The organism is Bradyrhizobium sp. TM239 (assembly GCF_036247985.1).
Lineage (GTDB): Bacteria > Pseudomonadota > Alphaproteobacteria > Rhizobiales > Xanthobacteraceae > Bradyrhizobium > Bradyrhizobium ottawaense.
In genome coordinates this window covers 129,606-153,952 of sequence record NZ_BTIR01000018.1, presented here as the reverse complement: position 1 = coordinate 153,952, position 24,347 = coordinate 129,606, and the positions used below count along the sequence as shown (strand labels likewise).

Annotated in this window: 23 protein-coding genes; 13 read left to right on the top strand and 10 right to left on the bottom strand. The window is 65.6% G+C overall.

What is annotated here, in order from left to right; all coding sequences use genetic code 11:
- Positions 1-3: 3 nt before the first annotated feature.
- From AABA84_RS27440 to uxuA, 3 genes are all read left to right on the top strand, one after another.
- Positions 4-1,410: a TRAP transporter large permease gene (locus AABA84_RS27440; RefSeq protein WP_028145709.1), complete on the top strand. Its 1,407-nt coding sequence runs from the start codon at positions 4-6 to the stop codon at positions 1,408-1,410.
- Positions 1,407-2,456: an L-idonate 5-dehydrogenase gene (locus tag AABA84_RS27435; RefSeq protein WP_338313729.1), complete on the top strand. Its 1,050-nt coding sequence runs from the start codon at positions 1,407-1,409 to the stop codon at positions 2,454-2,456. Before AABA84_RS27440 ends, AABA84_RS27435 begins: the two co-directional genes overlap by 4 nt.
- Positions 2,457-2,526: 70 nt before the next feature.
- On the top strand, positions 2,527-3,717 hold the full coding sequence (gene uxuA, locus AABA84_RS27430) for a mannonate dehydratase (protein ID WP_338313728.1): 1,191 nt from the start codon (positions 2,527-2,529) through the stop codon (positions 3,715-3,717).
- An 84-nt stretch (positions 3,718-3,801) separates the two neighbouring features.
- Here uxuA and AABA84_RS27425 read toward each other — a convergent pair whose 3' ends face one another.
- The gene (locus AABA84_RS27425; protein WP_338305418.1) at positions 3,802-4,491 is read right to left on the bottom strand and encodes an aspartate/glutamate racemase family protein; all 690 of its coding nucleotides are present in this window, start codon (positions 4,489-4,491) and stop codon (positions 3,802-3,804) included.
- Between the two features lie 1,287 nt (positions 4,492-5,778).
- Between AABA84_RS27425 and AABA84_RS27420 the strand changes: the two genes are divergently transcribed.
- The 4 genes from AABA84_RS27420 to AABA84_RS27405 all read left to right on the top strand — a co-directional run bounded on the left by AABA84_RS27420 (position 5,779) and on the right by AABA84_RS27405 (position 10,294).
- Positions 5,779-7,440, top strand: coding sequence for a thiamine pyrophosphate-binding protein (locus AABA84_RS27420; RefSeq protein WP_212248269.1), 1,662 nt, complete (start codon positions 5,779-5,781; stop codon positions 7,438-7,440).
- Between the two features lie 3 nt (positions 7,441-7,443).
- Positions 7,444-8,709, top strand: a complete 1,266-nt coding sequence (locus AABA84_RS27415; RefSeq protein ID WP_338313727.1) for an NAD(P)/FAD-dependent oxidoreductase — start codon at positions 7,444-7,446, stop codon at positions 8,707-8,709.
- 75 nt (positions 8,710-8,784) lie between these two features.
- Positions 8,785-9,477, top strand: a complete 693-nt coding sequence (locus tag AABA84_RS27410; protein ID WP_338313726.1) for a GntR family transcriptional regulator — start codon at positions 8,785-8,787, stop codon at positions 9,475-9,477.
- A gap of 37 nt (positions 9,478-9,514) precedes the next feature.
- Positions 9,515-10,294 carry an SDR family NAD(P)-dependent oxidoreductase gene (locus AABA84_RS27405; protein ID WP_338313725.1) on the top strand — a complete coding sequence of 260 codons (780 nt, stop codon included), beginning with the start codon at positions 9,515-9,517 and terminating at the stop codon, positions 10,292-10,294.
- Positions 10,295-10,299: 5 nt separating this feature from the next.
- On the opposite strand, the gene AABA84_RS27400 is transcribed toward AABA84_RS27405, so the two are convergent.
- From AABA84_RS27400 to AABA84_RS27390, 3 genes are read right to left on the bottom strand one after another with little or no spacing between them, the layout of a single operon-like run.
- A complete protein-coding gene (locus AABA84_RS27400; protein ID WP_338313724.1) occupies positions 10,300-11,094 on the bottom strand; it encodes an IclR family transcriptional regulator in 795 nt (264 codons plus the stop codon).
- 20 nt (positions 11,095-11,114) lie between these two features.
- A complete protein-coding gene (locus AABA84_RS27395; protein WP_338313723.1) occupies positions 11,115-12,848 on the bottom strand; it encodes an FAD-dependent oxidoreductase in 1,734 nt (577 codons plus the stop codon).
- 7 nt (positions 12,849-12,855) lie between these two features.
- On the bottom strand, positions 12,856-14,070 hold the full coding sequence (locus AABA84_RS27390) for an ABC transporter substrate-binding protein (protein ID WP_338313722.1): 1,215 nt from the start codon (positions 14,068-14,070) through the stop codon (positions 12,856-12,858).
- A 503-nt stretch (positions 14,071-14,573) separates the two neighbouring features.
- Between AABA84_RS27390 and AABA84_RS27385 the strand changes: the two genes are divergently transcribed.
- The 3 genes from AABA84_RS27385 to AABA84_RS27375 all read left to right on the top strand — a co-directional run bounded on the left by AABA84_RS27385 (position 14,574) and on the right by AABA84_RS27375 (position 16,984).
- Complete coding sequence (locus tag AABA84_RS27385; protein ID WP_338313721.1) at positions 14,574-15,875, top strand: MFS transporter; 1,302 nt, start codon at positions 14,574-14,576, stop codon at positions 15,873-15,875.
- Between the two features lie 221 nt (positions 15,876-16,096).
- Positions 16,097-16,558, top strand: a complete 462-nt coding sequence (locus AABA84_RS27380; protein ID WP_338313720.1) for an Hsp20 family protein — start codon at positions 16,097-16,099, stop codon at positions 16,556-16,558.
- A 90-nt stretch (positions 16,559-16,648) separates the two neighbouring features.
- Positions 16,649-16,984, top strand: coding sequence for a hypothetical protein (locus tag AABA84_RS27375; protein ID WP_212248260.1), 336 nt, complete (start codon positions 16,649-16,651; stop codon positions 16,982-16,984).
- 305 nt (positions 16,985-17,289) lie between these two features.
- On the opposite strand, the gene AABA84_RS27370 is transcribed toward AABA84_RS27375, so the two are convergent.
- Both AABA84_RS27370 and AABA84_RS27365 read right to left on the bottom strand, forming a co-directional pair.
- Positions 17,290-17,466 (bottom strand): hypothetical protein, encoded by a 177-nt coding sequence (locus tag AABA84_RS27370; RefSeq protein WP_212248259.1) that lies wholly within the window; start codon positions 17,464-17,466, stop codon positions 17,290-17,292.
- Positions 17,463-17,681, bottom strand: a complete 219-nt coding sequence (locus AABA84_RS27365) for a hypothetical protein (RefSeq protein WP_338313719.1) — start codon at positions 17,679-17,681, stop codon at positions 17,463-17,465. Before AABA84_RS27365 ends, AABA84_RS27370 begins: the two co-directional genes overlap by 4 nt.
- 210 nt (positions 17,682-17,891) lie before the next feature.
- On the opposite strand from AABA84_RS27365, the gene AABA84_RS27360 reads away from it, so the two are divergent.
- Positions 17,892-18,689, top strand: a complete 798-nt coding sequence (locus tag AABA84_RS27360; RefSeq protein WP_338313718.1) for a fumarylacetoacetate hydrolase family protein — start codon at positions 17,892-17,894, stop codon at positions 18,687-18,689.
- Positions 18,690-18,841: 152 nt separating this feature from the next.
- A complete protein-coding gene (locus tag AABA84_RS27355) occupies positions 18,842-19,222 on the top strand; it encodes a hypothetical protein (RefSeq protein ID WP_246550234.1) in 381 nt (126 codons plus the stop codon).
- A gap of 118 nt (positions 19,223-19,340) precedes the next feature.
- Here the strand turns inward: AABA84_RS27355 and AABA84_RS27350 are convergent, their stop codons facing one another.
- Both AABA84_RS27350 and AABA84_RS27345 read right to left on the bottom strand, forming a co-directional pair.
- Complete coding sequence (locus tag AABA84_RS27350) at positions 19,341-20,192, bottom strand: HpcH/HpaI aldolase/citrate lyase family protein (protein ID WP_338313717.1); 852 nt, start codon at positions 20,190-20,192, stop codon at positions 19,341-19,343.
- Positions 20,192-20,695: a MaoC family dehydratase gene (locus AABA84_RS27345; RefSeq protein ID WP_338313716.1), complete on the bottom strand. Its 504-nt coding sequence runs from the start codon at positions 20,693-20,695 to the stop codon at positions 20,192-20,194. Before AABA84_RS27345 ends, AABA84_RS27350 begins: the two co-directional genes overlap by 1 nt.
- Positions 20,696-20,876: 181 nt before the next feature.
- Here AABA84_RS27345 and AABA84_RS27340 point away from each other — a divergent pair, with 181 nt between their 5' ends.
- Positions 20,877-22,043 (top strand): acyl-CoA dehydrogenase family protein, encoded by a 1,167-nt coding sequence (locus tag AABA84_RS27340; protein ID WP_338306128.1) that lies wholly within the window; start codon positions 20,877-20,879, stop codon positions 22,041-22,043.
- Between the two features lie 33 nt (positions 22,044-22,076).
- On the opposite strand, the gene AABA84_RS27335 is transcribed toward AABA84_RS27340, so the two are convergent.
- Together AABA84_RS27335 and upp are read right to left on the bottom strand one after the other, a co-directional pair.
- A complete protein-coding gene (locus tag AABA84_RS27335; protein ID WP_338313715.1) occupies positions 22,077-23,648 on the bottom strand; it encodes an AMP-binding protein in 1,572 nt (523 codons plus the stop codon).
- Between the two features lie 33 nt (positions 23,649-23,681).
- Positions 23,682-24,317: a uracil phosphoribosyltransferase gene (gene upp, locus AABA84_RS27330; protein ID WP_212248253.1), complete on the bottom strand. Its 636-nt coding sequence runs from the start codon at positions 24,315-24,317 to the stop codon at positions 23,682-23,684.
- Positions 24,318-24,347 lie beyond the last annotated feature (30 nt).

The following is a 24,347-nucleotide window of genomic DNA, read 5'->3' as shown; positions in this document are numbered from 1 at the left end:
CCCATGTTGCTGCTGCTCGGAGGCTTCCTCATCCTGATGCTGCTCGGCGTACCCGTGGCGATCGCCATGGCCGCGTCGTCGCTGCTCTACATCCTGGTCAGCGGCGTGACGCCCGACGTCACGCTGGCGCAGCGCATGATCGCCGGCGTCGAGAGCTTCCCGCTGCTCGCCGTGCCGTTCTTCATCCTGGCCGGCAACCTCATGAACATCGCCGGCGTCACCGGGCGCATCTACAAATTCGCCGTCGCGCTGGTCGGGTGGATGCGCGGCGGCCTCGGCCACGTCAACATCATCGGCTCGGTGATCTTCTCGGGCATGTCCGGCACCGCGATCGCGGACGCCGCCGGCCTCGGCACCATCGAGATCAAGGCGATGAAGGACCATGGCTACTCGACCGAGTTCTCGGTCGGCGTCACCGCGGCCTCTGCGACGCTCGGGCCGATCATCCCGCCGTCGCTGCCCTTCGTGATCTACGGCATGATGGCGAACGTCTCGATCGGCGCGCTGTTCCTGGGCGGCGTCATTCCCGGCATCGTCATGACGCTGCTGATGATGGCGACCGTCACCTATTTCGCGCACAAGAACAAATGGGGCAGCGACACGCCGTTCTCCTGGCCGCAGCTCGGCTCGGCCGGCCTCGAGATCGCGATCGTGCTGGCGTTCCCGATGGCGATCTGGCTGATGGTGCTCGCGGGCATGTCGGTCAACATGGCCGTCGTCATCGGCCTCGGCACGCTGCTCATCATCGACTGGTATTTCGACTTCTCGGCGGTGATGGCGCTGATGGCGCCGGTGATCCTGATCGGCGGCATGACGCTCGGCTGGTTCACGCCGACGGAAGCCGCGGTCGCCGCGGTGATCTGGTCGCTGTTCCTCGGCCTCGTCCGCTATCGCACCATGACCTTGAAGACCGTGGCGAAGGCGACGTTCGACACCATCGAGACCACGGCCTCGGTGCTGTTCATCGTCACGGCGGCCTCGATCTTCGCCTGGCTGCTGACGGTGTCGCAGGCCGCCCAGATGCTGTCGGACTGGATGCTCAGCATCACCCACAACAAATGGGTGTTCCTGGCGCTAGCCAACGTGCTGATCCTGTTCGTCGGCTGCTTCATCGACACCACGGCGGCGATCACCATCCTGGTGCCGATCCTGCTGCCGATCGTGCTCAAGCTCGGCATCGATCCCATTCATTTCGGCCTGATCATGACGCTGAACCTGATGATCGGCCTGCTGCATCCGCCGCTCGGCATGGTGCTGTTCGTGCTCGCCCGCGTGGCCAAGCTCTCGGTCGAGCGCACCACGGTCGCGATCCTGCCCTGGCTGGTGCCGCTGATGCTGGCGTTGATCGCGATCACCTACATCCCCGAACTGACCCTCTGGCTGCCAAAATACATGGGACTCTCCAAATGACCTCCACCGCTCTCGCCGCAACCCTGTTCGGTCCCGAAGATCTGCGCATGGTCGAGCATCCGCTCGACAAGCTCGCCGACGGCATGGTGCGCATCCGCTTCGGCGCCGGCGGCATCTGCGGCTCGGACATGCACTATTTCCGCCATGCCCGCACCGGCGATTTCGTGGTGAAGTCGCCGCTGGTGCTCGGCCACGAGATCTCGGGCGAAGTCGTGGAGATCTCCGGCTCCGCAGCCAATCTGAAGGTCGGCGACCGCGTTGCGGTCAACCCGTCGCGCTGGTGCGGCCAATGCGTCGCCTGCCGCGAAGGCCGGCCGAATCTGTGCGAGAACATCTACTTCATGGGCTCGGCCTCGAAGACGCCGCACATGCAGGGCGGCTTCGCCAATTATTTCGACGCGGTTCCCGCGCAGTGCGTGAAGATTCCCGATCACGTGTCCTATCAGGCCGCAGCGCTGGCCGAGCCGCTCGCGGTCTGCCTGCACGCGGTCGCGCGCGCCGGTAATATCGAGGGCAAGCGCGGCATCATCTTCGGCGCCGGCCCGATCGGGCTGTTGACCATGCTCGCCGCGCATCGCGCCGGGATGGCCGACATCACGGTGGCCGACATCGCGCCGGCCCCGCTCGCCTTCGCGACCAGGCTCGGCGCTTCGCATGTCGAGAATGTCTCGGGCGGTGAGGAAGGACTAAAGGCGCAGGCTGCGTCGCGTCCCTATGACGTCGCGTTCGAGGTCTCGGGCACGGCCGCGGGCCTTGCGAGCGCCATCGGCATCGTCAGGCGCGGCGGCATCGTGGTGCAGATCGGCAATCTGCCCGGCGGCCAGATCCCGACGCCCTCGAACGCCGTGATGGCAAAGGAGATCGACCTGCGCGGTTCGTTCCGTTTCGGCTTCGAGTTCATGACGGCGGTGGAACTGATTTCCTCCGGCGGCGTCGACGTGCTGTCGCTGGTCACCGCCGAGCGGCCGCTCTCGACCGCGCCCGATGCGCTCAGGCTGGCGCTCGATCGCTCGCAGAGCGTCAAGGTCGTGCTGACCGCGAACTGACCTTGTTTTGACGCGTTTTCTTCACGCGAACCGGTATCCACTTCGCTCGAAAACGCTTTAGGAGATATCCATGATGCTGCAGGGTTGGCGCTGGTACGGGCCCGATGATCCCGTGTCCTTGGATGACGTCAGGCAGGCCGGGGCGACGGATATCGTCTCGGCGCTGCATCAGGTGCCGATCGGCGAGGCCTGGACCCGCAAGGCGGTCGAGGAGCGCAAGAACTTCATCGAGCACGGCCAGCCCGGCCGCTCGCAACTGACCTGGTCGGTGGTGGAATCGATTCCGATCCCCGACGACGTCAAGCGGCTCGGCGGCAAGGCGACGCGCTCGATCGAGGCCTGGATCGCGAGCCTGGAAGCTGTCGCGGCCTCCGGCATCAAGATCATCTGCTACAACTTCATGCCTGTGGTGGACTGGTGCCGCACCGACCTCGAATGGGAGCTGCCGAACGGCGCCCGCGCCATGCGCTTCGACCAGGACCGCTTTGCTGCGTTCGAGCTGCATATCCTCAAGCGCCCGGCTGCCGTACAGGACTATTCGCCCGAGCAGCAGGCGCGCGCGAAAAAGCTGTTCGACCAGATGAGCCAGACCGACATCGACTATCTCGTCATGGTGATCGCCAGCGCGCTGCCCGGCTCGACCACCGAGCCGATGACCATTCCGCAATTCCGCGACCGGCTCGAGACCTATCGCGACATCACGCCAAAAATCCTGCGGCAGCATCTCGCCGAATTCCTCGCGCGGGTGACGCCGGTGGCCGAGCAGCTCGGGGTGTCCTTGACCTTGCATCCGGACGACCCGCCGAGGCCGCTGTTCGGCCTGCCGCGCATTGCCTCGTCGGCCGATGACTATCAGGCGCTGTTCGATGCCGTGCCGTCCAAGGCGAACGGCATCTGCCTGTGCACCGGCTCGCTCGGTGTGCGCGCGGAGAACAATCTGCCTGAGATGGCCGAGCGCTTCGGCCCCCGCATCGCCTTTGCCCATCTGCGCGCAACCAAGCGCGAGGCCGACGGCCTGTCGTTCTACGAATCCGATCATCTCGACGGCGACGTCGACATGGTCGCGGTGCTCAAGGCGCTGCTGAAGGAGAACGCGCGGCGTTCAAAGGACAAGCAGATCGTGTTCCGCCCCGATCACGGCCATCGCATGCTGGACGACCTCGCGGCGACCAAGCGCACCAACCCCGGCTACACCGCGATCGGCCGTCTCCGCGGCCTCGCCGAGCTCCGCGGCGCGATCCGCGCGATCGAGCATCGGTGAGGGTCAAAGCTCTTTCCACATCGTCATTGCGAGACGGGTGCTCGACCCTAACACGGCCTGCTTGATCGCGCGCCGCCGTCGCGATCAACCCATGGCGAAATCGGCCGCCGTCTCCGCGTGAATGGCCGTGGTGTCGAACGTCTCCACCGTTGTGTCATCAGGGCCGACCAGCATCGTGATCTCGGTGCAGCCGAGGATGATGCACTCCGCGCCGGCGGCGACCAGCGCCGCCATCACGTCCTGGTAGCGGCGGCGGGAGGGCGCGGTGACGGTCCCCAGGCACAGCTCGTCGTAGATGATGCGGTTCACGTCGGCGCGTGCGTCGGCGGGAGGAACCAGCACGTCGAGATCATGCGCGCGCAGCCGGTCGATGTAGAAGTCCTCCTCCATCGTGAACTTGGTGCCGAGGAGGCCGACCCGACGGTATCCCTTCGCCCGGATCCGTTGCGCGGTCGCGTCGCCAATGTGGATGAACGGAACGCTCACGCCGGAGATGATGTCGGGCGCCAGCTTGTGCATCGTGTTCGTGCACAACACGATCGCGCGCGCGCCGGCGCCTTCGAGACGCCGCGCGACCTCCGCGAGGCTCGCCGCTGCCTCCGCCCAGCGGCCGGCGTACTGCATCTGCTTGATCGCCTCGAAATCGTAGGAATACAGCAACAGCGGGGCGGAATGCAGCTTGCCCATGCGACCCCGGACCCGCTCATTGATCAGCTTGTAGTAGAGCGCCGTGCTCTCCCAGCTCATGCCCCCGATCAGGCCGATGGTTTGCATTCCGGTGTCCTCGACAATGTGGTTCAGCCGGATCGTAAACGAAGACGCCGAAGCCCGGTAGCCATCGCTTGATCGCGGCGGCTTGGTGGGCGGAGCCTTCGTAGCCCGGATGGAGCGAAGCGCAATCCGGGGCCGCTCGCCCGGCATCTCGTACCGTCCCGGATTACGCTGGCGCTCCATCCGGGCTACGCCATCGTGGCTGTGTCGCCCTCTGTCAACCCACCGTCGCGAAAATATTCCACTTTACCGAAATTCGGTTTCGGCGTATGTGTCGGCCATCCTGATCCGGCGAAAGGGGCGGTCGTACGTCGCAACGAGCCGCGGATCGGGGAGCGGTGGACGCGGCAGCGTCGTGCACGAGAGGCGGGAGCAGGGCGGGCGAACCCCGTGAGGTCCCGGCGGCGTGCGGACGAGCGGCGCTGATGCGTACGGCCAAATCGCGTGGTCCTGGCTGTCGTTGCTACAGCCAAGCCTTGCGGAGGTGCGCCAAGCCCGACCGGGCGAAGCGCATCGTCAATCCGCGAGGTGACGGAGGCAAGCAGGAACTCGTCTCCGGGGAGAGCGCGCCATACGCCGTCAAACGTCGCGCAGGGAAGGCCGGATGATCGGCTGCCCTGTGTCTCCCTCGTGCATTGCGTGTGCAATGTCTTCGCACGGGGGTCTTGCGGGTGCCAGCCGGCACCCGGCCTTCCCTGCGCCCTTTCTATTGAGGGCGCGAAGAAGAGAGCAGAACTCGGGCGGAAGCGCCGCGAGGATGTGAACGCATGTCCGCGCGTCACAAACCAGCATCGTAGAGTGGGCAAAGCGCAAGCGTGCCCACGCATCTCGTGTCGCGATTGAATTGGGTGGGCACGGCGCGGTGCGCCTTTGCCCATCCCACGGCACTCGCAGCTCTCGTGCCCCGGACGCAGTGCAGCGGCCCGGACGATGTGCAGCATCGTCCGGGGTGGTGCGCTGCAGAGCCGGGGCCCATCTCTCGGCGTGCTGTGCCGGCTCTGGGTCCCGGCTCTGCGCAGCAACGCCATAAGCGCGTTCACGCGCGTCTTCGACGCGCTATGCGCGTTGCGGCGCGTCCGGGACAGGCGGGTGGCGTTATGTCGACGGCTATCCGTCCATCAAGCCCGACAAACGGGCGGTCGTGCAAACGGCAAAGGCGGGCATGACGCCTGCGCAGGGTACGTAAAGCCCTTTCGATCTTGCGCGTCCTGTCGGCCTGTCCTACGCCACCTCCGAACCAAATTTTCGCAAGGCGCTTATGCGCATCGCCAGATCCCCGAGGGAGCCGTCATGACCATCCGCAACAGCCGCACCGGGGGCCAGATCCTGATCGATCAGCTCGTCGCCCAAGGCGTCGAGCGCGTCACCTGCGTGCCGGGCGAGAGCTATCTGGCCGCGCTCGATGCGCTGCATGACAGCCCGATCGACGTCATGATCTGCCGCGCCGAGGGCGGCGCGGCGATGATGGCGGAGGCCTACGGCAAGCTCACGGGCCGGCCCGGCATCTGCTTCGTCACCCGCGGCCCCGGCGCGACCAATGCCAGCCACGGCGTCCACATCGCGATGCAGGATTCGACGCCGATGATCCTGTTCGTCGGCCAGGTCGACACCGGCATGCGCGAGCGCGAGGCGTTCCAGGAGCTCGATTACAAGGCGGTGTTCGGCACCATGGCGAAATGGGCGGTCGAGATCGATCGTCCCGATCGCATTCCGGAGCTGGTGGCGCGCGCCTTCCGCGTCGCCATGCAGGGCCGTCCCGGTCCCGTCGTGATCTCGCTGCCGGAGAACATGCTGACCGAGACCGCCGCCGTTGCGGATGCCATGCGCATCGAGCCTGCCGTGAGCTGGCCCGCGCCGGCCGACATTGAAAAGCTCGGCGCCATGCTCACCGGCGCCAAGGCGCCGCTGGTCATCCTCGGCGGCTCGCGCTGGACGGATGAGGCGACCAAGAGCATCGCGCGGTTTGCCGAGCGCTTCGACCTGCCGGTCGCAACCTCGTTCCGCCGGGCCTCGCTGATCGACGCCGACCATTCGCATTATGCCGGCGATCTCGGCATCGGGCCGAGCCCGGGGCTGAAGGCGCGCATCGATAACGCCGATGTCCTTCTTCTCGTCGGCGGCCGCATGTCGGAGATGCCGTCCTCGTCCTACACGCTGCTCGACATTCCGAACCCGCAGCAGAAGCTGATCCACGTGCATCCGGGCTCCGAAGAGCTTGGCCGCGTCTATCAGCCGGCGCTCGCGATCCAGGCGACGCCCGCTGCGTTTGCCGCCGCCGTCGAGACGCTGAAGCCTTCAGGCGCGGTGGCCTGGAAGGGCGAAGCGGCCAAGGCGCACGCCGATTATCTCGCCTGGACCGAGAAGGCGCGCGAGCTGCCGGGCACGTTCCAGTACGGCCAGGTCATGACCTGGCTGCGCGACCGCCTGCCGAAGGACGCCATCGTCTGCAACGGCGCCGGCAATTATGCCGGCTGGATCCATCGCCATCACCGTTTCCACAGCTTTGCCTCGCAGCTGGCGCCGACCTCGGGCTCGATGGGCTACGGCGTGCCGGCGGCGGTTCTGGCCAAGCGGCAATATCCGGATCGCACCGTCGTCGCCTTTGCCGGCGACGGCTGCTTCCTGATGAACGGCCAGGAATTCGCGACCGCCGTGCAGTATGACGCGCCGCTGGTCGTGATCGTGGTCGACAATTCGCAATACGGCACCATCCGCATGCACCAGGAGCGCGACTATCCCGGCCGCGTCGTCGGCACCCAGCTCAAGAACCCTGACTTTGCGATGTACGCAAAAGCGTTCGGCGGCCATGGCGAGCGCGTCGAGCGCACCGAAGAATTCGCGCCGGCGTTCGAGCGCGCGCTCGCCTCCGGCAAGCCGTCGATCCTCCACTGCATCATCGATTCCAGGGCGATTTCGGTCGGCAAGGACTTTGCGCCCGCGGTGAAGGCGTAAGCGATGTCTGGGCGCCGCCACGTCGCCATCATCGGGGCCGGCGCGGTCGGCGTGATCAGCGCCATCGAAGCGCTGCGCGAGGGCCATCGCGTCACGCTGATCGATCCGGGCGAGCCCGGCGGCGAACAGGCGGCGAGCTACGGCAATGCCGGCTGGCTCTCCTCGCATTCGGTGATCCCACCGGCCGAGCCAGGCATCTGGAAGAAGGTGCCGGGTTATCTGATGGACCCGCTCGGGCCGCTCGCGATCCGCTGGTCCTATTTGCCGAAGGCGCTGCCCTGGCTGATCAAATATCTGCTCTCGGGCTGGACCGAGGCGCGGGTCGAGACAACGGCGTTTGCGCTCCGCGACCTGTTGAAGGACGCGCCGCTGCTGCACCGGAAGCTCGCGGAGGAGGCGGGCGTGCCTGAGCTGGTCGAGCGCAATGGCGTGATGCACGTGTTTCCGTCGCGCGGCAATTTCGACAATGATCTCGGCTGGCGCCTGCGCAAGAAGGTCGGCGTCGAATGGCTGGAGCTCAATGCCGACGAGATGCGCCAGCGCGAGCCCGATCTGCATCCGCGCTACACCTTTGGCGTGGTGGTGGAGGAGGCCGGCCGCTGCCGCGATCCCGGCGCTTATGTTGCAGCCCTCGCCAATCATGCGATCGCGAGTGGCGCCGAGCATGTGCGGGCCAAGGCCACCGGCTTGAGGTTGAATGGCGACAAGCTCGTGGCCGTTCTCACCGAGACCGGCGAGATCGCCTGTGATGCCGCGGTGATCGCCGCCGGCGCGCGATCGAAGCAGCTCACCGCATCGGTCGGCGATCCCTTGCCGCTCGAGACGGAGCGCGGCTACCACGTCATGATAGAGAACCCGGAATCAGGTCCGCGCAGCTCGATGATGGCGTCGGACGCCAAGATGGTGGTGAACTGGACTAACAAGGGCCTGCGCGCCGCCGGCACCGTCGAGATCGCCGGCCTTGAAGCCGCGCCGAACTGGAGGCGCGCCGAGATTTTGCGCGACCACCTTGTCAGCATGTTTCCAAAACTGCCGAAGGACATTCCGGCCTCGCGCATCAAGACCTGGTTCGGCCATCGGCCGAGCATGCCCGACGGGCGTCCCTGCATCGGCCATGCGCGCGCCTCGCGCGACATCGTCTATGCCTTCGGCCACGGCCATGTCGGCCTGGTCGGCTCGGCCCGTACCGGCCGGCTCGTCGCCCAGCTCCTCAGCGGCAAGCAGCCTGAAATTCCGCTGGCGCCGTTCGCGCCCGAACGTTTCCTCTGAGGTCGTTGCCTTCGTCCACGCAGCCCCGGTATATTGAGCTGTGTCCGGGCATCAATGCAGCTGATGAAGAGCAACGTGGAACTGGCTTCCGACAGCGTCGTCGATCGTGTCTATGACCAGCTCAAGGCGATGGCCGTGAGCTACGCGTTCAAGCCGGGCGAACGGCTCAACGAAGGCGAGCTGGCCAAACGCCTCGGCGTCAGCCGTACGCCGCTGCGCGAGGCGCTCAACCGTCTCAACACCGAGGGTTTCCTGCGCTTCGCACCGGGCAAGGGTTTCTTCTGCCGCGAGCTCGACGCGCGCGAGATCTTCGATCTCTACGAGCTGCGCAAGTCGATCGAGGTCGCCTCGATTCGCCTCGCCATCAAGCGCGCCAGGGATGAAGATATCGACGCGCTGCTGAAGTTCCTCGAAGCCACCGGCCCTGATCCCGGCGAGCGCTCCTCGCTGGAGCAGGTCGAGCTCGACGAGACCTTTCACGAGCGGCTGATGGCGATGTCTGATAATGCCGAGATGCTGCGCGTGCTGCGCAACGTCAACGCCCGCATCCGCTTCGTGCGCTGGATCGACATGGACCGCGTCAACCGCTCCAGCACGCAAGGCGAGCATCGCGCCGTGGTCGAAGGCCTCAAGGCGCGCGACGAGGGGACTTGCGTTTCAGTGCTGGAGAGGCACATCGACCGCCGCCTCGACCGCATCACCGCCGCGATCAAGGAAGGCTACGCGCAGATTTACATGCCGGCGACGACGCGGTCGGCGGCGAACTGACGCCTGACACGGCGTTCGGCTTTCAGGAGGCGCTCACATGAAGCTCAAGGATAAGGTCGCCGCCATCACCGGCGCGGCGCGCGGCATCGGCAAGGCCTGCGCGAAGAGATTTTTGGACGACGGTGTCAAGGTCGTGATCTCGGACGTCGATGCCGATAGCCTCGCCGCAACGGCCGCCGAGCTCGCGCGTCCCGATGCCTTGCGCACCGTCGTCGGCAATGTCGCCAAGCGCGCGGATGTGGATCAGCTCGTCGCCACCGCCGTGAAGGAATTCGGCCGGCTCGACATCATGGTCAACAATGCGGGCGTCGCCCGCAACCGGGACATCCTGGAGATCTCCGAGGAGGAATTCGACGAGATCATCGGCATCAATTTGAAGGGCGCGTTCTTCGGCGTGCAGGCCGCCGCCAAGCAGATGATCGCGCAAGGCGGCGGCGGGGTCATCATCAACATGTCCTCGGTGAACGCGCTGTTGGCGATCCCGGCGCTGGCAACCTACGCGATGTCCAAGGGTGGCATGAAGCAGCTGACCTCGGTCGCCGCCGTCGCGCTCGCCCCGCACAACATCCGCGTCGTCGCGGTCGGGCCGGGCACGATTTTGACCGACATGGTGGCATCGTCCATCTACACCTCGGAGGACGCCCGCAAGACCGTGATGTCCCGCACGCCAGCCGGCCGCGGCGGCGAGCCGAGCGAGGTCGCGTCGGTCGTGGCGTTTCTCGCCAGCGACGATGCGTCCTACATCACCGGGCAGACCATCTATCCAGATGGCGGCCGGCTGATTTTGAATTACACGGTGCCGGTGAAGGAGAAGTAGGACTCTCACTCCGCCGCAACCGTCATCCCGTAGCCCAGCCGCTTCGAGATACCGCCGGCGCAATCCCGCAGCGCGTGCGCGATCGGGCTGTCCCAGCGTGCATCGAACGTGCCTTCCGGCCCCATCGCGGTGATGACCAGCGCGACATGGCCGGAATGATCGAACACCGGCGCCGAGAACGCGTTGACGCCGGGCAGGGGATCGCCGAGCGCGCGGGCGAGGCCGTGCTTGCGGACCTCGGTGAGCATCTCGGCGACCTTCGGGCCCTTCACGGTGCGCTTCGGATTGTAGCCGACGCCGTGACGATCGAGCCCGCTCTCCAGCGCGGCGGTGATGATCTTCTCCGGCAGGAACGCCGCAAACGCGCGGCCTGTGGCCGTCTCCAGCAGGGCCATCACCGAGCCCACGCGCATCACGATGTGGACCGGCTGGGCCGGCTCCTCGAGCTGGACCACGGTCGGGCCATGCGTGCCCCAGACCGCGAGCGAGACCGCGTGGCCGATCTGGCTCGCGAGCGCGGCGATCTTGGGCCTTGCGATGTGCACGCCGGAGAGCCGGCGCAGGCTGATGAGGCCGAGCTCCAGCGCCAGCGCGCCGATCTCATAGCGGCCGGTGGTCTCGTCCTGCTCGATCAGCCCGATACGGGAGAAGCTGGCGAGATAAGGATGCGCCTTGGCCGGCGACATGCCGGCCTCGCGCGCGAGATCGCGCAGCATCATCGGCTCGCCGCACCTTGCGAGCGCACGGAGCAATTCTCCGCCGACCTCGATCGACTGGATACCGCGGCTTTCTCTCTTCATGCGCCTCCGATGCGCTTGGCTTACGCCGCGTCGCGCTTGGCGGCGCTGTCGGCGAGATGACGTCCGGCAATGTAGCCGAAGGTCAGCGCCGGCCCAAGCGTGATGCCGGCGCCGGGATAGTTGCCGCCCATGATGCTCGCCATGTCGTTGCCGGCGGCATAGAGGCCGGGGATGACGCGGCCCTCGGCGTCGAGCGCGCGGGCGTTCGCGTCGGTGACGATGCCGGCATAGGTGCCGAGATCGCCGATCACCATCTTGATGGCATAGAATGGCCCGGTCTCGATCGGCGCGACGCAGGGGTTCGGGCCGTGCATCGCATCGCCCTGGTAGCGGTTATACGCCTTCGAGCCCTTGCCGAAGGCGGCGTCATAGCCTTGCGGCGCCGTCGCATTGAATTGCCTGACGGTCTCGGCGAATGCCGTCGCGTCGATGCCGGTCTTCGCCGCAAGCGCCTCCAGCGTGTCGCCACGCATGAGATAGCCGGTATCGAGGTGATGACCCAGCGGCATCGGGAAGGGCGGCACGCAGCCGAGGCCGTATTTGCGCAGCGTCTTGTGATCGCAGACGAGATAGGCCGCGATCTCCTCGCCGGGCTTGGCCGCCTTGACCATGGCCTGGACGAAATCGTGATAGGAATTGCCTTCGTTGGCAAAACGCCGGCCGTCGCGCATCACCGCGATCACGCCGGGTTTGGCGCGGTCGATGAAATGCGGCATCACGCCCTTCGAGCCGTCCTTGCGCGTGGTCAGCGACACCGGCACCCAGGCCGCCGCGTTCGGCAGGCGATCCTCGATATGCCCGCCGGCGGATTCTGCGAGACGCAGTCCATCGCCGGTGTTGCCGGTGGGGCCCGGCGAGAAATGCTCGTTGCCGGTCGGCGCGTGCGGAAACATTTTTCTGCGCCGCTCGACATCATGTGGAAAACCGCCGCAGGCCAGCACCACGCCTTGCCTTGCACGAACGCGCACGTTGCGTCCCTCACGCGAAACGATGGCGCCGGTGACCGCGCCGTTCTCGACCGTCAGCTCGCGCACGGGCGCGGACAGCCACATCGGAATCTTCAGATCCTGTGCGGATTTTGCCAGCCGCCCCGCCAGCGCATTGCCATTTGTCAGCGTCATGCCGCGGCCGTAGCGCAGCACGTCCATCAGGTGGCGCGACAGGCGTTTTGCGACGTAAACCGCCGAGGTCAGCGATTTCGTCACCCGCATAAAATGGATGATCTCCTTGCCTGAGCCGAGCATCATGCCGAACACGGTGAGCTCCGGCAGCGGCATGCCGAGTGTCTTGATGAGGTCGCCGAGCTCGCGGCCGTCGAACGGACGCGTCACCATGGAGCGGCCGCCTTCCGCGCCGCCGGGTGCCTCGGCGTGATAGTCGGGAAACACCAGCGGCATGTCGAAGCGGAGCGCGGTCTTGGTGGTGAAGAAATCGACGGCCTCGGGACCGGCGCTCAGGAAGGCGTCGACGCGAGCGCCATCGTAATTGTTTCCGGCCTCGTGTCGCAAATAGGTGCGGGCCTGCTCCGGCGTCTCGGCGATGCCGTAGGCATTTGCCAGCGACGTGCCGGGAATCCAGAGCCAGCCGCCGGAGCGGGCGGTGGTGCCGCCGAAGCGCGGCTCCTTCTCGACGATGAGGACATTCAGGCCGCGATGGCGCGCTGTGATCGCGGCCGACATGCCGGAGCAGCCTGATCCGGCCACGAGCACATCGCACTCGTAAGTCTCAATTGCGCTATGCTCGCTGCCGGTCATCTCAGCCTCACTTCTTCAGGAGCGGACATTTGGATTCGGAGACCGGGCGGAAGGCGTCTTCGCCCTTCACGGTCTTGACGATGTCCAGATAATCCCACGGCTCTTTCGACTGTTCGGGCGTCTTCACCTTGGCGAGATACATGTCGCGGATGACGCGGCCGTCCTCGCGCAACTTGCCGCCATGGACGAATGTATCCTCGATCGGCAGCTCGCGCATCCTGGCCATCACCTTGGCGGAATCGTCGGTGCCGGCCGCCTTGATGGCCTTCAGATAATGCAGCACCGAGCCGTAGACGCCGGTCTGGATCATGGTCGGCATCACCTTGGTGCGCTCGTAGAACTTCTTGGACCAGGCGCGCGTCGCCTCGTCCATGGCCCAGTACGAGGCCGTGGTCATGTAGGTGCCCTGCGCGGCCTTGAGGCCGATCGCGTGCACGTCGGTGTCGAACATCAGGAGGCCGACCAGCTTCTGGCCGCCCTGGACGAGGCCGAACTCGCCGGACTGCTTGATCGCGTTGTCGGTGTCCTGGCCGGCATTGGCGAAGGCGACGACGTCGGATTTCGAGCTTTGCGCCTGGAGCGCGAAGGAGGAGAAGTCCGCCGTGTTGGTCGGATGCTTCACCCCGCCCAGGACCTTTCCGCCCATCTCGTTGACGAAGCGCGTGGCGTCCTTCTCGAGCTGCTGGCCGAAGGCGTAGTCGGCGGTGATGAAGTACCAGGACTTTCCGCCCTCCTTGATCACGGCGGAGGCGGTGACCTTCGACAGCGCGTAGGTGTCGTAGGTGAAGTGCACGGTGTTCGGGCTGCACAGCTCGTCGGTCAGCGAACTCGCACCGGGACCGGAGAGCAGCGCGACCTTGCCCCGCTCGCGCACCATGTTGTGGACGGCGATCGCGATGCCGGAATTGGGGATGTCGACGACGGCGTCGACCTTGCCGTTGTCGAACCAGCCGCGCACGATCTGCACGCCGACGTCGGTCTTCATCTGGTGGTCGGCGCTGATGATCTCGATCGGCTTGCCGAGCACGGTCGGGCCGAATTCCTCCACCGCCATTTTCGCGGCCTCGACCGAGCCCGGCCCTGAGTTGTCGCGACCCCAGCTCGACAGATCCGTCAGCACGCCGATCCGCACCGCGTCGTCGGAGACTTGTGCAGTGGCCGCTGTGGTCGTGGCTGCCGAAGTCATGGCCGCGAGCATGGTGCAGGCCAGAAAGCTTCTCATCGTCGTTCCCTCTTTTTTATGGGCCGCTTGGCGGGCCGGTTATTGTGGCGGTAAATTAGATATAAGCAAATGAGTTTGTCAATAACGAATGGAGGTGCGGGCGGGTTCCTTTGGGGCGGAAGACGCGCCTCTGTCTCGGCATCGTCACTGCGAGCGCAGCGAAGCAATCCAGAATCTCTCCGCGGAGACATTCTGGATTGCTTCGTCGCAAGTGCTCCTCGCACTGACGGGTGTGGGAGCAGCCGCGCCCAACACTCTCGTGTCCCGGACGCGCTGCAGCGCTCTTGCGGTGCTGCGCAGAGCCGGACCCATGCCGCACGGGAGTGCTCCGGGAAGCGTGGGCCCCGGCTCTGCAGCGCATCACGATAGCGCGTCGAAGACGCGCGTAGACGCGCTTCCGGTGCTGCGCAGCGTCCGGGGCACGAGAGCGATCAAATGCCTCCGCAGGTTGCAACCGCCATCGCGATTGGCCATGATGCTCTCCGGAATCTCTGGGGCGGGGCATGACGGCAGCAACGGGAGTCTCCGCTTCGGCGGAGAAATTGACGACGGCGCATGTGGTGTGGGCGAGCGCGCTCGGCACCGCCATCGAGTGGTACGACTTCCTGATCTACGGCACGGCGGCGGCGCTGGTCTTCAACAAGCTGTTCTTCCCGAGCTTCGATCCCTTCGTCGGCACGCTGGCGGCGTTCTCGACCTACGCGGTCGGTTTCGTGGCGCGGCCGATCGGCGGCGCCATCATCGGGCACTACGGCGACCGGCTCGGCCGCAAGACGATGCTGGTCGCGACCATGATCGCGATGGGGCTCGGCACCTTTCTGATCGGCTGCCTGCCGACTTACAGCCAGATCGGCGTGTGGGCGCCGATCCTGCTCATCGTGCTGCGCTTCGTCCAGGGCATCGGCTTAGGGGGCGAATGGAGCGGCGCCGTCGTCATGGTGATCGAGCACGCCGGCAATCGCCGCGGCTTCTACGGCAGCCTGGTGCAGATCGGCTTTCCCGTGGGCGTTGCCGCATCGACCGGCATTTTCGGCCTGATGACCAAGCTGCCCGAAGCCGATTTCCTGAGCTGGGGCTGGCGCGTGCCGTTCCTGATCAGCATCCTGCTCGTCGGCGTCGGCTTCATCGTGCGGCTCAAGCTTGCGGAGACGCCGCACTTCAAGGAGGTCGTCGAGCGCAAGGAGGTGCTGGCGCAGCCGGTGCTGGAAGTGCTCCGCCGCGACTGGCGCAGCTTCCTGCTTGCGATCGGCATCACGGTGTCGGAGGTCGGGCTCGCTTACCTCCTCACCGTCTTTACCGTGGTCTACGCGACGACGAAGCTCGGGCTGCCGCGCCAAGTGATCCTGGATGCCGTGGTCTATGCCGCCCTCGTCGAGTTCGCGACGCTGCCGCTCGCCGGCTGGCTGTCCGACATCTTTGGCCGCAAGGCGCTGTATCTCGCCGGCGGCGTGTTCTCGGTGGCGCTGGCGTTTCCGCTGTTCTGGTTCCTCGACAGCAGGGAGCCGGCGCTGATCACGCTGGCGCTCGTCGTCACGATGACGCTGACGCATGCGCTGCTGTTCGGGCCGAAGGCGGCGTTCATGCCGGAGCTGTTCCGCACCCAGGTGCGCTACAGCGGAGCCTCGCTTGGGGCCAATGTCGCGGCGGCGCTGAGCGGCGGCTTCTCGCCGTTGATTGCAGCTGCGCTGCTGGGGTGGGCCGGCTCGTACTGGGCCGTGTCCGTCTACATCATCGCACTCTCGATCATCACGATCGCTTCGACGCTGATGGCGCCGGAGACGGCGCGGGACGCGCTGAGATCCTGACGCCCGGCGCCCGCACCTGGGGGCGGGTGGCGGCCCGAAAATTTTTTCTGACCGGCCCCCTTGAAAGCTATTCCTGAATTTCTAAGTCGTTTTTCGCCGCGAGAGCGGTGTGCCGGACGCCAGATCGGGTCCGGCGCGGGCGCCGGGCCGGTCTTCGGATCCTGTCTGATACCGTGTCCTGCGTTCCTTCGTATCCATCTTGCTCTCAGGAGGACTTGGTTATGAGGACCAGTTTCGACTTCGCGCCCCTGTGGCGCTCCACCATCGGCTTCGATCACCTGGCCGATCTCGTCGACAGCACGCTGCGCCAGGCGACCGAGGACAACTATCCCCCCTACAACATCGAACGCTCGGGCGAGGACCATTACCGGATCAGCCTTGCGGTGGCGGGCTTCGGCGCCAGCGACATCACGGTGACGGCTGAACAGAACGCGCTCACGATCGAGGGCAGGAAGCCCGAGACCGCCGCGCGGGAATACCTGTACCAGGGCATCGCCGCGCGGCCGTTCCGGCGCGTGTTCAACCTCGCCGACTATGTCCAGGTGAAGCAGGCCGCCTTCCAGGACGGGCTCTTGCTCATCGATCTCGTCCGCGAGGTTCCGGAAGCCGCGAAGCCGCGCCGGATTTCGATCGCGGGCGCCGCGCCTGCGGCTTCGCAGATCGAGCAAAAGAAAGCGGCCTAGACGCTTTCGCCAGAAGCGGCGGCGCCGTGCGCCGCCGCTTGATCATCAACATACCCATCCCTTGGAAAGGAGCATGAGGGGAGGCCACCGATGACCAACGTGAATACCGATTTTGGCACGCTCGACCCGATGTTTCATCCTGCTGCCCATTACGACTCGCCTGCCGATGTCCTGAATGCGGAAGGACTCTCCACGCCGGAGAAGCGGATCATCCTGTCGTCCTGGGCATCCGACATGTATGCAGTCGAGTCTTGCCCTGCATTGCGCGAGATTCCCGGCATCAGCCAGAGGATCCGGCTCGCCGATATCCTGGCTGCGCTGCGCCGGCTCGACGGCGACAATGACAACGACGATCCGCCACGCGGGGGCGGTCTCGCGATGCGGCTGCGGCGGCCCTGGGCCGCCGCAGAGCAACGAGGCGCGTGATGCTGCTTACGCAAACGGTTCTGGCGCTCGTGTTGCTCAGCCAGATCGCGGCGGCATGGACCGTTCCCCTCCTGGTGCTGCAAGACAGAAATGGTGGCGGAGCTGCCCACTGACGATATGGCTCTTCAACAGATGACATCCGCGGCAACGCGCTCGCGACAATTGTCGCGAGAGCCGTGCCGACATTGGGCTCGGGCACGCTTTGCCTGGCGGCTGTTGCTACCCGCAGGACCTGATCGCGGGGACGTTCCGCCCCGAGGAGCGGCGGGTCCGTCCCGGCGATCGTGATGACGTGTGATCCCGGCTCAGGCGGCGCGGTAATCCGGCTCGCCTTGCAGGTCACGGATCAGCCGACGCTCGCGCTCGATGCGTTGCCGATAAAGCTCGCGCTCATGCTCGGTCTTCGCACTTGCAAGAAGAAGCTCGTAGTGGCCGATCACCTTCTCGCTGCCGCGAATGAGCGCCTCCTGCTGACGGTTCATCGCGCCATCCCCGTTGCTTCGGCCGGCATCCCGGAGGGGTGGAAGCCGACAGGGAAGGTCGCCGCGGTCAGCGCATCAAGCGCCGACGTCTCCTCTGCCAGGCGCCTCTCGATGAAATGGCGTTCCAGCTGCGACAGCTTTGTTTTCAGTAGCCGTCGATAGCGGTGAATATTGTTGCGGTGTGCGCGGATGCGGGCCAAATTCTCATCGAGCATCGTCGTCTCTCCAGACGGTCGCGTTGAATCCTTTGATTTTCGAAGGTGAGAAAGTACTTTCTCGGCGAGAAAAATATTCAATGCGAAACGGGTGTCAAGATGTTCGAAGCTCGCAACTCGGCCGTTCCTGTTGCTGGCACGCTGAAGATCGACTATCAGCCGGACCGGTTGCGCTTGACGCGGCCCAATGACAAGGAAGGGAGCCCTGAGATGAAACGGACCTCACCCACGCGACGCGATCTGCTCGCAACCGCAGCGGCTGCCACCGCGGTTTCCATGGCCGAGGTCGCGCCGGCCGCAGCGCAGGCTGGACCGAAGCCGATCTTTCCGGTGCCGATGGTGACGATTCCGATCGTCGGCGAGAGCCAGGTGTTTCAGGTTCGCCGCATCTATTGCATCGGGCGCAATTACGCGGCGCATGCGATCGAGCGCGGATCGGATCCGAACCGCGAGCCGCCGTTCTTCTTCCAGAAGCCGACCGACGCGATCCAGAACGTGGCGGTCGGCGAGGTCGCCGATCATCCCTATCCGTCACTGACCAAGAACTATCATCACGAGGTCGAGCTGGTAGCAGCGCTGAAATCGGGCGGCACCAATATCCCGGCCGATAAAGCGCTCGACCACGTCTATGGCTACGCGCTCGGCCTCGACATGACCCGGCGGGACCTCCAGAACGGCATGGCCGCGGAGAAGAAGCCCTGGGAGATCGGCAAGAGTTTCGACCACGCCGCGGTGCTCGGTCCGATTCACCCCGCGAGCAAGACCGGCCATTTCGAGAAGGGCGCCATTTCGCTGGCGATCAACGGCACGGTGAAGCAGAGCTCGGATCTCAGCAAGATGATCTGGAGCGTGGCGGAGCAGATCGCAAAGCTGTCGGAAGCGTTCGAGCTGAAGGCCGGCGACATCATCTATTCCGGCACGCCGGAGAATGTCGGTCCCGTCGTGAAGGGCGACGTGCTGCTGTGCAAGCTCGAGGGCCTGCCTGATATGTCGATCAAGATCGTGTAGCTGCTGTCGCTTCTTCCCGCGCGGCGGGACACAGGTCGCCATCGTCGCTCGACGGGCTGGTTCCGCCGGTCGATTGCCTTTTGTTGGCCGGCAAGCGAACCTCATGAGGCCATATTTGAGCACGAGTGATTTCCCGTGAGGGAGGCGCTCCGATGACCAAGGCTTTGATCACTGCTGTCGCAATGCTGGCCTGTGTGCCCGTGAGCGCAGTTGCGCAGGAGCGCGCCGGGGATGCTGCACTCGGTGCCGTCTCGGGGGCGGTGGTGCTGGGGCCAGTCGGTGCGGTTGCAGGCGCCTTGATCGGTTACACCGCCGGACCTTCGATCGCCCGGTCCTGGGGCGTGAGAGGTTCGCGGTCGGCAGGACACCGCCAGCCGCGACGCGCGGCGGCGACCAGCGGCCCATCGCGCACGCGCCAGGCCATGAATGCCAACGGCCAGATGAGAGCTGCCGGCAATCCGGCTCCGCCGGTTCAAGCTGCGCCCGCCGCGCCGGCGCAGAGCTCGACGCCGCCCGTTCAGGGATTCGACTGAGGCCGTCGCATGACGGGATAAGGGCCGATCGCTACCACGACGGAGGTGCAGTCCCTCTCCCGCAAGCGGGAGGGGCGAACGACCCGCGGCAATCGATTCAACCTAAAGACATTCCACTCTAGGGCTGGCCGAGGATCTTCTTCGCGGCGCGAAGATGCGGCTTGTCGATCATCTGGCCGTCGAGCCGCAGCGTGCCGGAATTGGGATTGCTGGCAAACGCCGCGATCACCTTCTCCGCCCAGGCGCGTTCGGCCTCGGTCGGCGCGAACGCCGCGTTGACGACATCGACATGCTTGGGATGGATCAGCGCCTTGGCCGAAAAGCCGTCGCGCCGCGCGGCGCGGGTCTCCTGCTCGAGGCCGGCGAGATTGTCGATGTCGGTATAGACGGTGTCGATCGGAGCAACCTCGGCCGCGGCCGCTGCCATCAGGCAGAGATCGCGCGCGAGGCGATAGGGGCTGTGGAACACGCCGCCGGACGCCTTTTCGGTGGCGCCGAGCGAGGCCGAAAGATCTTCGGCGCCCCACATCAGGCCGGCGAGGCGAGGGGAGCAGCCCTTGTAGCTGCCGAGCCCGAAGATCGAACCCGCGGTTTCCGTCGCCACGCAGACGATGCGGGTGTTGCCGATCACGATGCCGGCCGCTGCTTCCAAGGCTTCGAGCCAGGTTGCGACCTGCCTTACGTCGTCACCGCCTTGCGATTTCGGCAGCACGATGCCGTCGGGCCTGCCGGGCAACACCGCAGCGAGATCGGCCAGCGTCATGCCGGTGTCGAGCGCGTTGACGCGGACGTAGAGCTGGTGCGGGCCGGGGCGGCTCTTCAGCATCGCCAGCGTCAATCCGCGCGCCTCCGCCTTCTTCTCGGTGACGACGGAGTCCTCGAGGTCGATGATCAGCGCGTCGGCCTTGCCTTCGCTCGCCTTCTCGAATTTGCGCGGGGAATCGCCCGGCACGAATAGCATCGAACGCATCAGACCGGCCTCTTGTGCATCATCGCCATGCGGCGGCATTTCCCGACGATCTCGTCGTTCTGGTTCAAGGCATGGTGCTCGAACTCGACGATGCCGGCCTTGGGCCGTGATTTGGATTCCCGCACCGAGAGCACCTTTGTCGTCGCCCGCAACGTGTCGCCATGGAAGACCGGTTTTGGAAACGTGACGTCGGTCATGCCGAGATTGGCAACGGTGGTCCCCATGGTCGTATCATAGACCGTCATGCCGATCATGATGCCGAGGGTGTAAAGGCTGTTGAAAATGCGCTGGCCGAATTCGGTCTTTTCGGCGAAATGCGCATCGATGTGCAGCGGCTGAGGATTGAGCGTCAGCAGGCTGAACATGGTGTTGTCCATCTCCGTGACGGTCCGGGTCAGCGGATGCCTGAACTCCTGGCCTACGGAAAAGTCTTCGAAATAAAGTCCGGCCATCGCGGTTTCCTCCCTGCGAAATAACGGCGCGCTCATAGCTTTACGTCGCATGACCCTATGCATGGTAGACACAGTTGATAGACAAATTCACGTATCTGTACGCGGTTTTTCGAGCTAAGAACCCAGGCAAGGGTACGTGAGGGCGCGCAGCAAGCGGCCACGGCCTTTGAGCGGGGAACGCGAAGAGAAGGGAGATGGCGCGGTCGCGGCTCCCGACAAGGAGATCAAGACCATGGATTTCGCGCTCACCGATCAGCAGGAAGCCATTCGCGACGCCATCGCCAAGATCTGCGAAGGCTTTCCGGATGCCTACTGGCTGAAGAAGGACCATGACGGCGGCTTCCCGCACGATTTTCACAAGGCACTTGCGGACGCCGGCTGGCTCGGCATCTGCGTGCCGGAGGAATATGGCGGCTCGGGGCTCGGCATCACCGAAGCTGCAATCATGATGCGCACCATCGCCGAATCCGGCGCCGGCATGTCCGGTGCTTCCGCGGTCCACATCAACGTGTTCGGCCTCAATCCGGTGGTCGTGTTCGGCACCGAAGAGCAGCGCAAGCGCATGCTGCCGCCGATGGTGGAGGGCCGTGAGAAGGCCTGCTTCGCCGTCACCGAGCCCAACACCGGCCTCAACACCACGCAGCTCAAGACCCGCGCGGTCGCCAAGAACGACCGTTACATCGTCAACGGCCAGAAGGTGTGGATCTCGACCGCGCAGGTCGCGCACAAGATCCTGCTACTGGCCCGCACCACGCCGCTGGAAGAGGTGCGCTCGCCGACCCATGGCCTCAGCCTGTTCTACACCGATTTCGACCGCACCAGGATCAAGGTCCACGAGATCGAGAAGATGGGCCGCAAGATCGTCGATTCCAACGAGCTGTTCTTCGAGGATTTCGAGATTCCGATGGAGGACCGCATCGGCGAAGAGGGCAAGGGTTTTCAGTACATTCTCGAAGGCATGAACCCCGAGCGTATCCTGATCGCGGCGGAGGCGGTCGGCCTTGGCAAGCTGGCGCTGGCGCGCGCCACGGAATATGCCAAGACGCGCGTGGTGTTCAACCGGCCGATCGGCAAGAATCAGGGCATCCAGCATCCGCTCGCGGTGAACTGGGTCGAGCTCGAGGCGGCGTGGCTGATGGTGATGTCGGCGGCCTGGCAATACGACAAGGGCATGCCGTGCGGCGCTGCGGCCAATGCCGCAAAGTATCTGGCGGGCGAAGCCGGCTTCTCGGCCTGCGAGCAGGCGGTGATGACCCATGGCGGCTTCGGCTACGCCAAGGAATTCCACGTCGAGCGCTATTTGCGCGAGGTCCTGATCCCGCGCATCGCGCCGGTCAGCCCGCAGCTCGCGCTCAGCTTCATCGCGGAGAAGGTGCTGGGGCTCGCGAAGTCGTACTGAACGAGCCTTGTGGCGCAAACCAAATAGGCCCGCCTATTCGGCGGCGATCCGCTCCATCGCCATGGCGCGTAGCCGGGCGCGCTGGATCTTGACCCCGTTGGCGCTGTCGGTGACGGGGAAGGCGTCTACGAGATAGATTCGCGCCGGCACCTTGTAGCCGGCGAGCCGCTCGCGCAGGCGCGCGATCAGCGTCTCCTGCATTGGCGGCTCCCTTGCAGGGATCACGAATGCGACGCAGCGCGCCTGGCCCTTGAGATCGACGGCAACCACCTGGGCGTCGGCAACGCCCGGGCACGATTTGAGCTCGTCCTCGATCTCGCCGGGCGCGACGAGGAAGCCGCCGAGCCGCATCGCATCGCCCGCGCGGGTCTCGTAGACGAAGGAGCCGTCGCCGCGCAGCCGGCCGATGTCGCCGGTGCGGAAGAACCCGTCCGCGGTGATCGCATCGCGCGTCGCATCCGGGTTGTTGAAATAGCCGAGGAAGCGTGACGGCGCACTGATCTCGATCTCGCCGGAAATGCCGCTAGCCGCAAGCTCGCCGGTTTCGGCGTCGCGCACGCGCACCTTTGCGTCAGGTGACATCGGCCAGCCGCCGCCCTCGATGCGATCGGCGAAGGCGTCGCTTGCGCGGGCGATCGAGAACAAGGCCTGCACCTCGCTCGATCCGTAGAGGCCGAACAGCGGCAGGCCGCGCGCCTCGGCCTCCGCGGCAAGTTCGCGCCAGCCGGGCTGGAATGCGGCAAAGCCGCAGACTTCGAGATGCGGGAATGGGCGTGGTGCATCGCTGAGGGCGAGAATGCGCCGGAACATCTCGTCGGAGCCGAAGGCGTGCGTGATCCCCTGCGTGCTGAGGATGTTCCCCGCCGGCACCGCCTCGAAGGCGTCGAGCACGTGGACGGTCGCGCCCGCCGCGACGAAGCCGAGCAGGCTCGTCATGCCGAAGGTGCCGCAGAACGGCAGCATCGCCAGCAGCGCGTGACGCTGCGGATCAAGCCGAAGCGCCTTGGCGACGGAGAAGGCGTGGCCCGCCAGCGTCCGCTGCGAATGCGCGACGAGCTTCGGCCCCTTGGTGGTGCCCGATGTCGTGTAGAGCAGCACCGGAAGATCGACGTCATCTTGAGCTGGCGCCGGCGGATAAGACCTGTCGAACGCATCGAAGCGCACGCAGGGCCAATGCGCCGGGATCGCATCCGCGCCGATCACCGCGAGCCGTTGCAGCGCGGGAATCTCGTCCTTGGCGATGTCGGCGAGGATCGCGGCAAAATCGATCGCGCGGAATGCGGCCTCGACCACCATCAGCCTGGCGCCGGACAAACGAAGCAGATGCGCGACTTCCGCGCTGCGGTAGCGCGTATTGACGGCCGCGACGATCGCGCCAAGGCGGGCGGCGGCGAACAGCAGCGTGACCCATTCGATCCGGTTGACCAGCCAGACAGCGATCACGTCGCCCTTGCCGATGCCTTGCGCCGCAAGCCAGGCTGCGGTCTGCTCGATCCTTTCCGAGAACTCAGCGCGCGAGATCTGCATGCCGTCGCATACGAAGGCGGTATCGGCGGCGGCCTCGGTCCGGATCAGCGATTGCAGCGAAAACGCGTTGGCACTCATGGCAAGGGGAGTAACCCGATCGCGCAAACCTGTCTACTTGGTGCCGAACATCCGGTCGCCGGCATCGCCCAGGCCCGGGACGATGTAGCCGTGGTCGTTGAGCCGCTCGTCGATCGCGGCGGTCCAAATCGGCACATCAGGATGTTCGCTCTGGAACTGGGCGATGCCCTCGGGCGCGGCCAGAAGGCAGACGAAGCGGATGTCGCGCGCGCCACGGGCCTTGAGCAGGGAGGCGCCGGCGCAGGCCGAGTTGCCGGTCGCCAGCATCGGGTCCATCAGGATCACGGTGCGGTCGGAAAGGTCCTGCGGCGCCTTGAAGTAATATTCCACGGCCTGCAAGGTCTCGGGGTCGCGGTAGAGCCCGATATGGGCGATGCGCGCCGAGGGCATCAACGCCAGCATGCCGTCGAGGAAGCCGACGCCGGCGCGCAGGATCGGCGCCAGCGTAAGCTTCTTGCCGGCGATCTTGGGCGCCCGCATCGGCGCGATCGGCGTCTCGATCTCGACCAGCTCCAGCGGCAGGTCGCGCGTCACCTCGTAGCCGAGCAGCATCCCGATCTCGTTCAGGATCTCGCGAAAGCTCTTGGTCGAGCGGTCCTTCTCCCGCATCAGCGAGAGCTTGTGCTGGACCAGGGGGTGGGCGACGACGTTGACATTGCCAGTGCTCATGAAACCGCTCTACACGTTTCCCTAGAATTG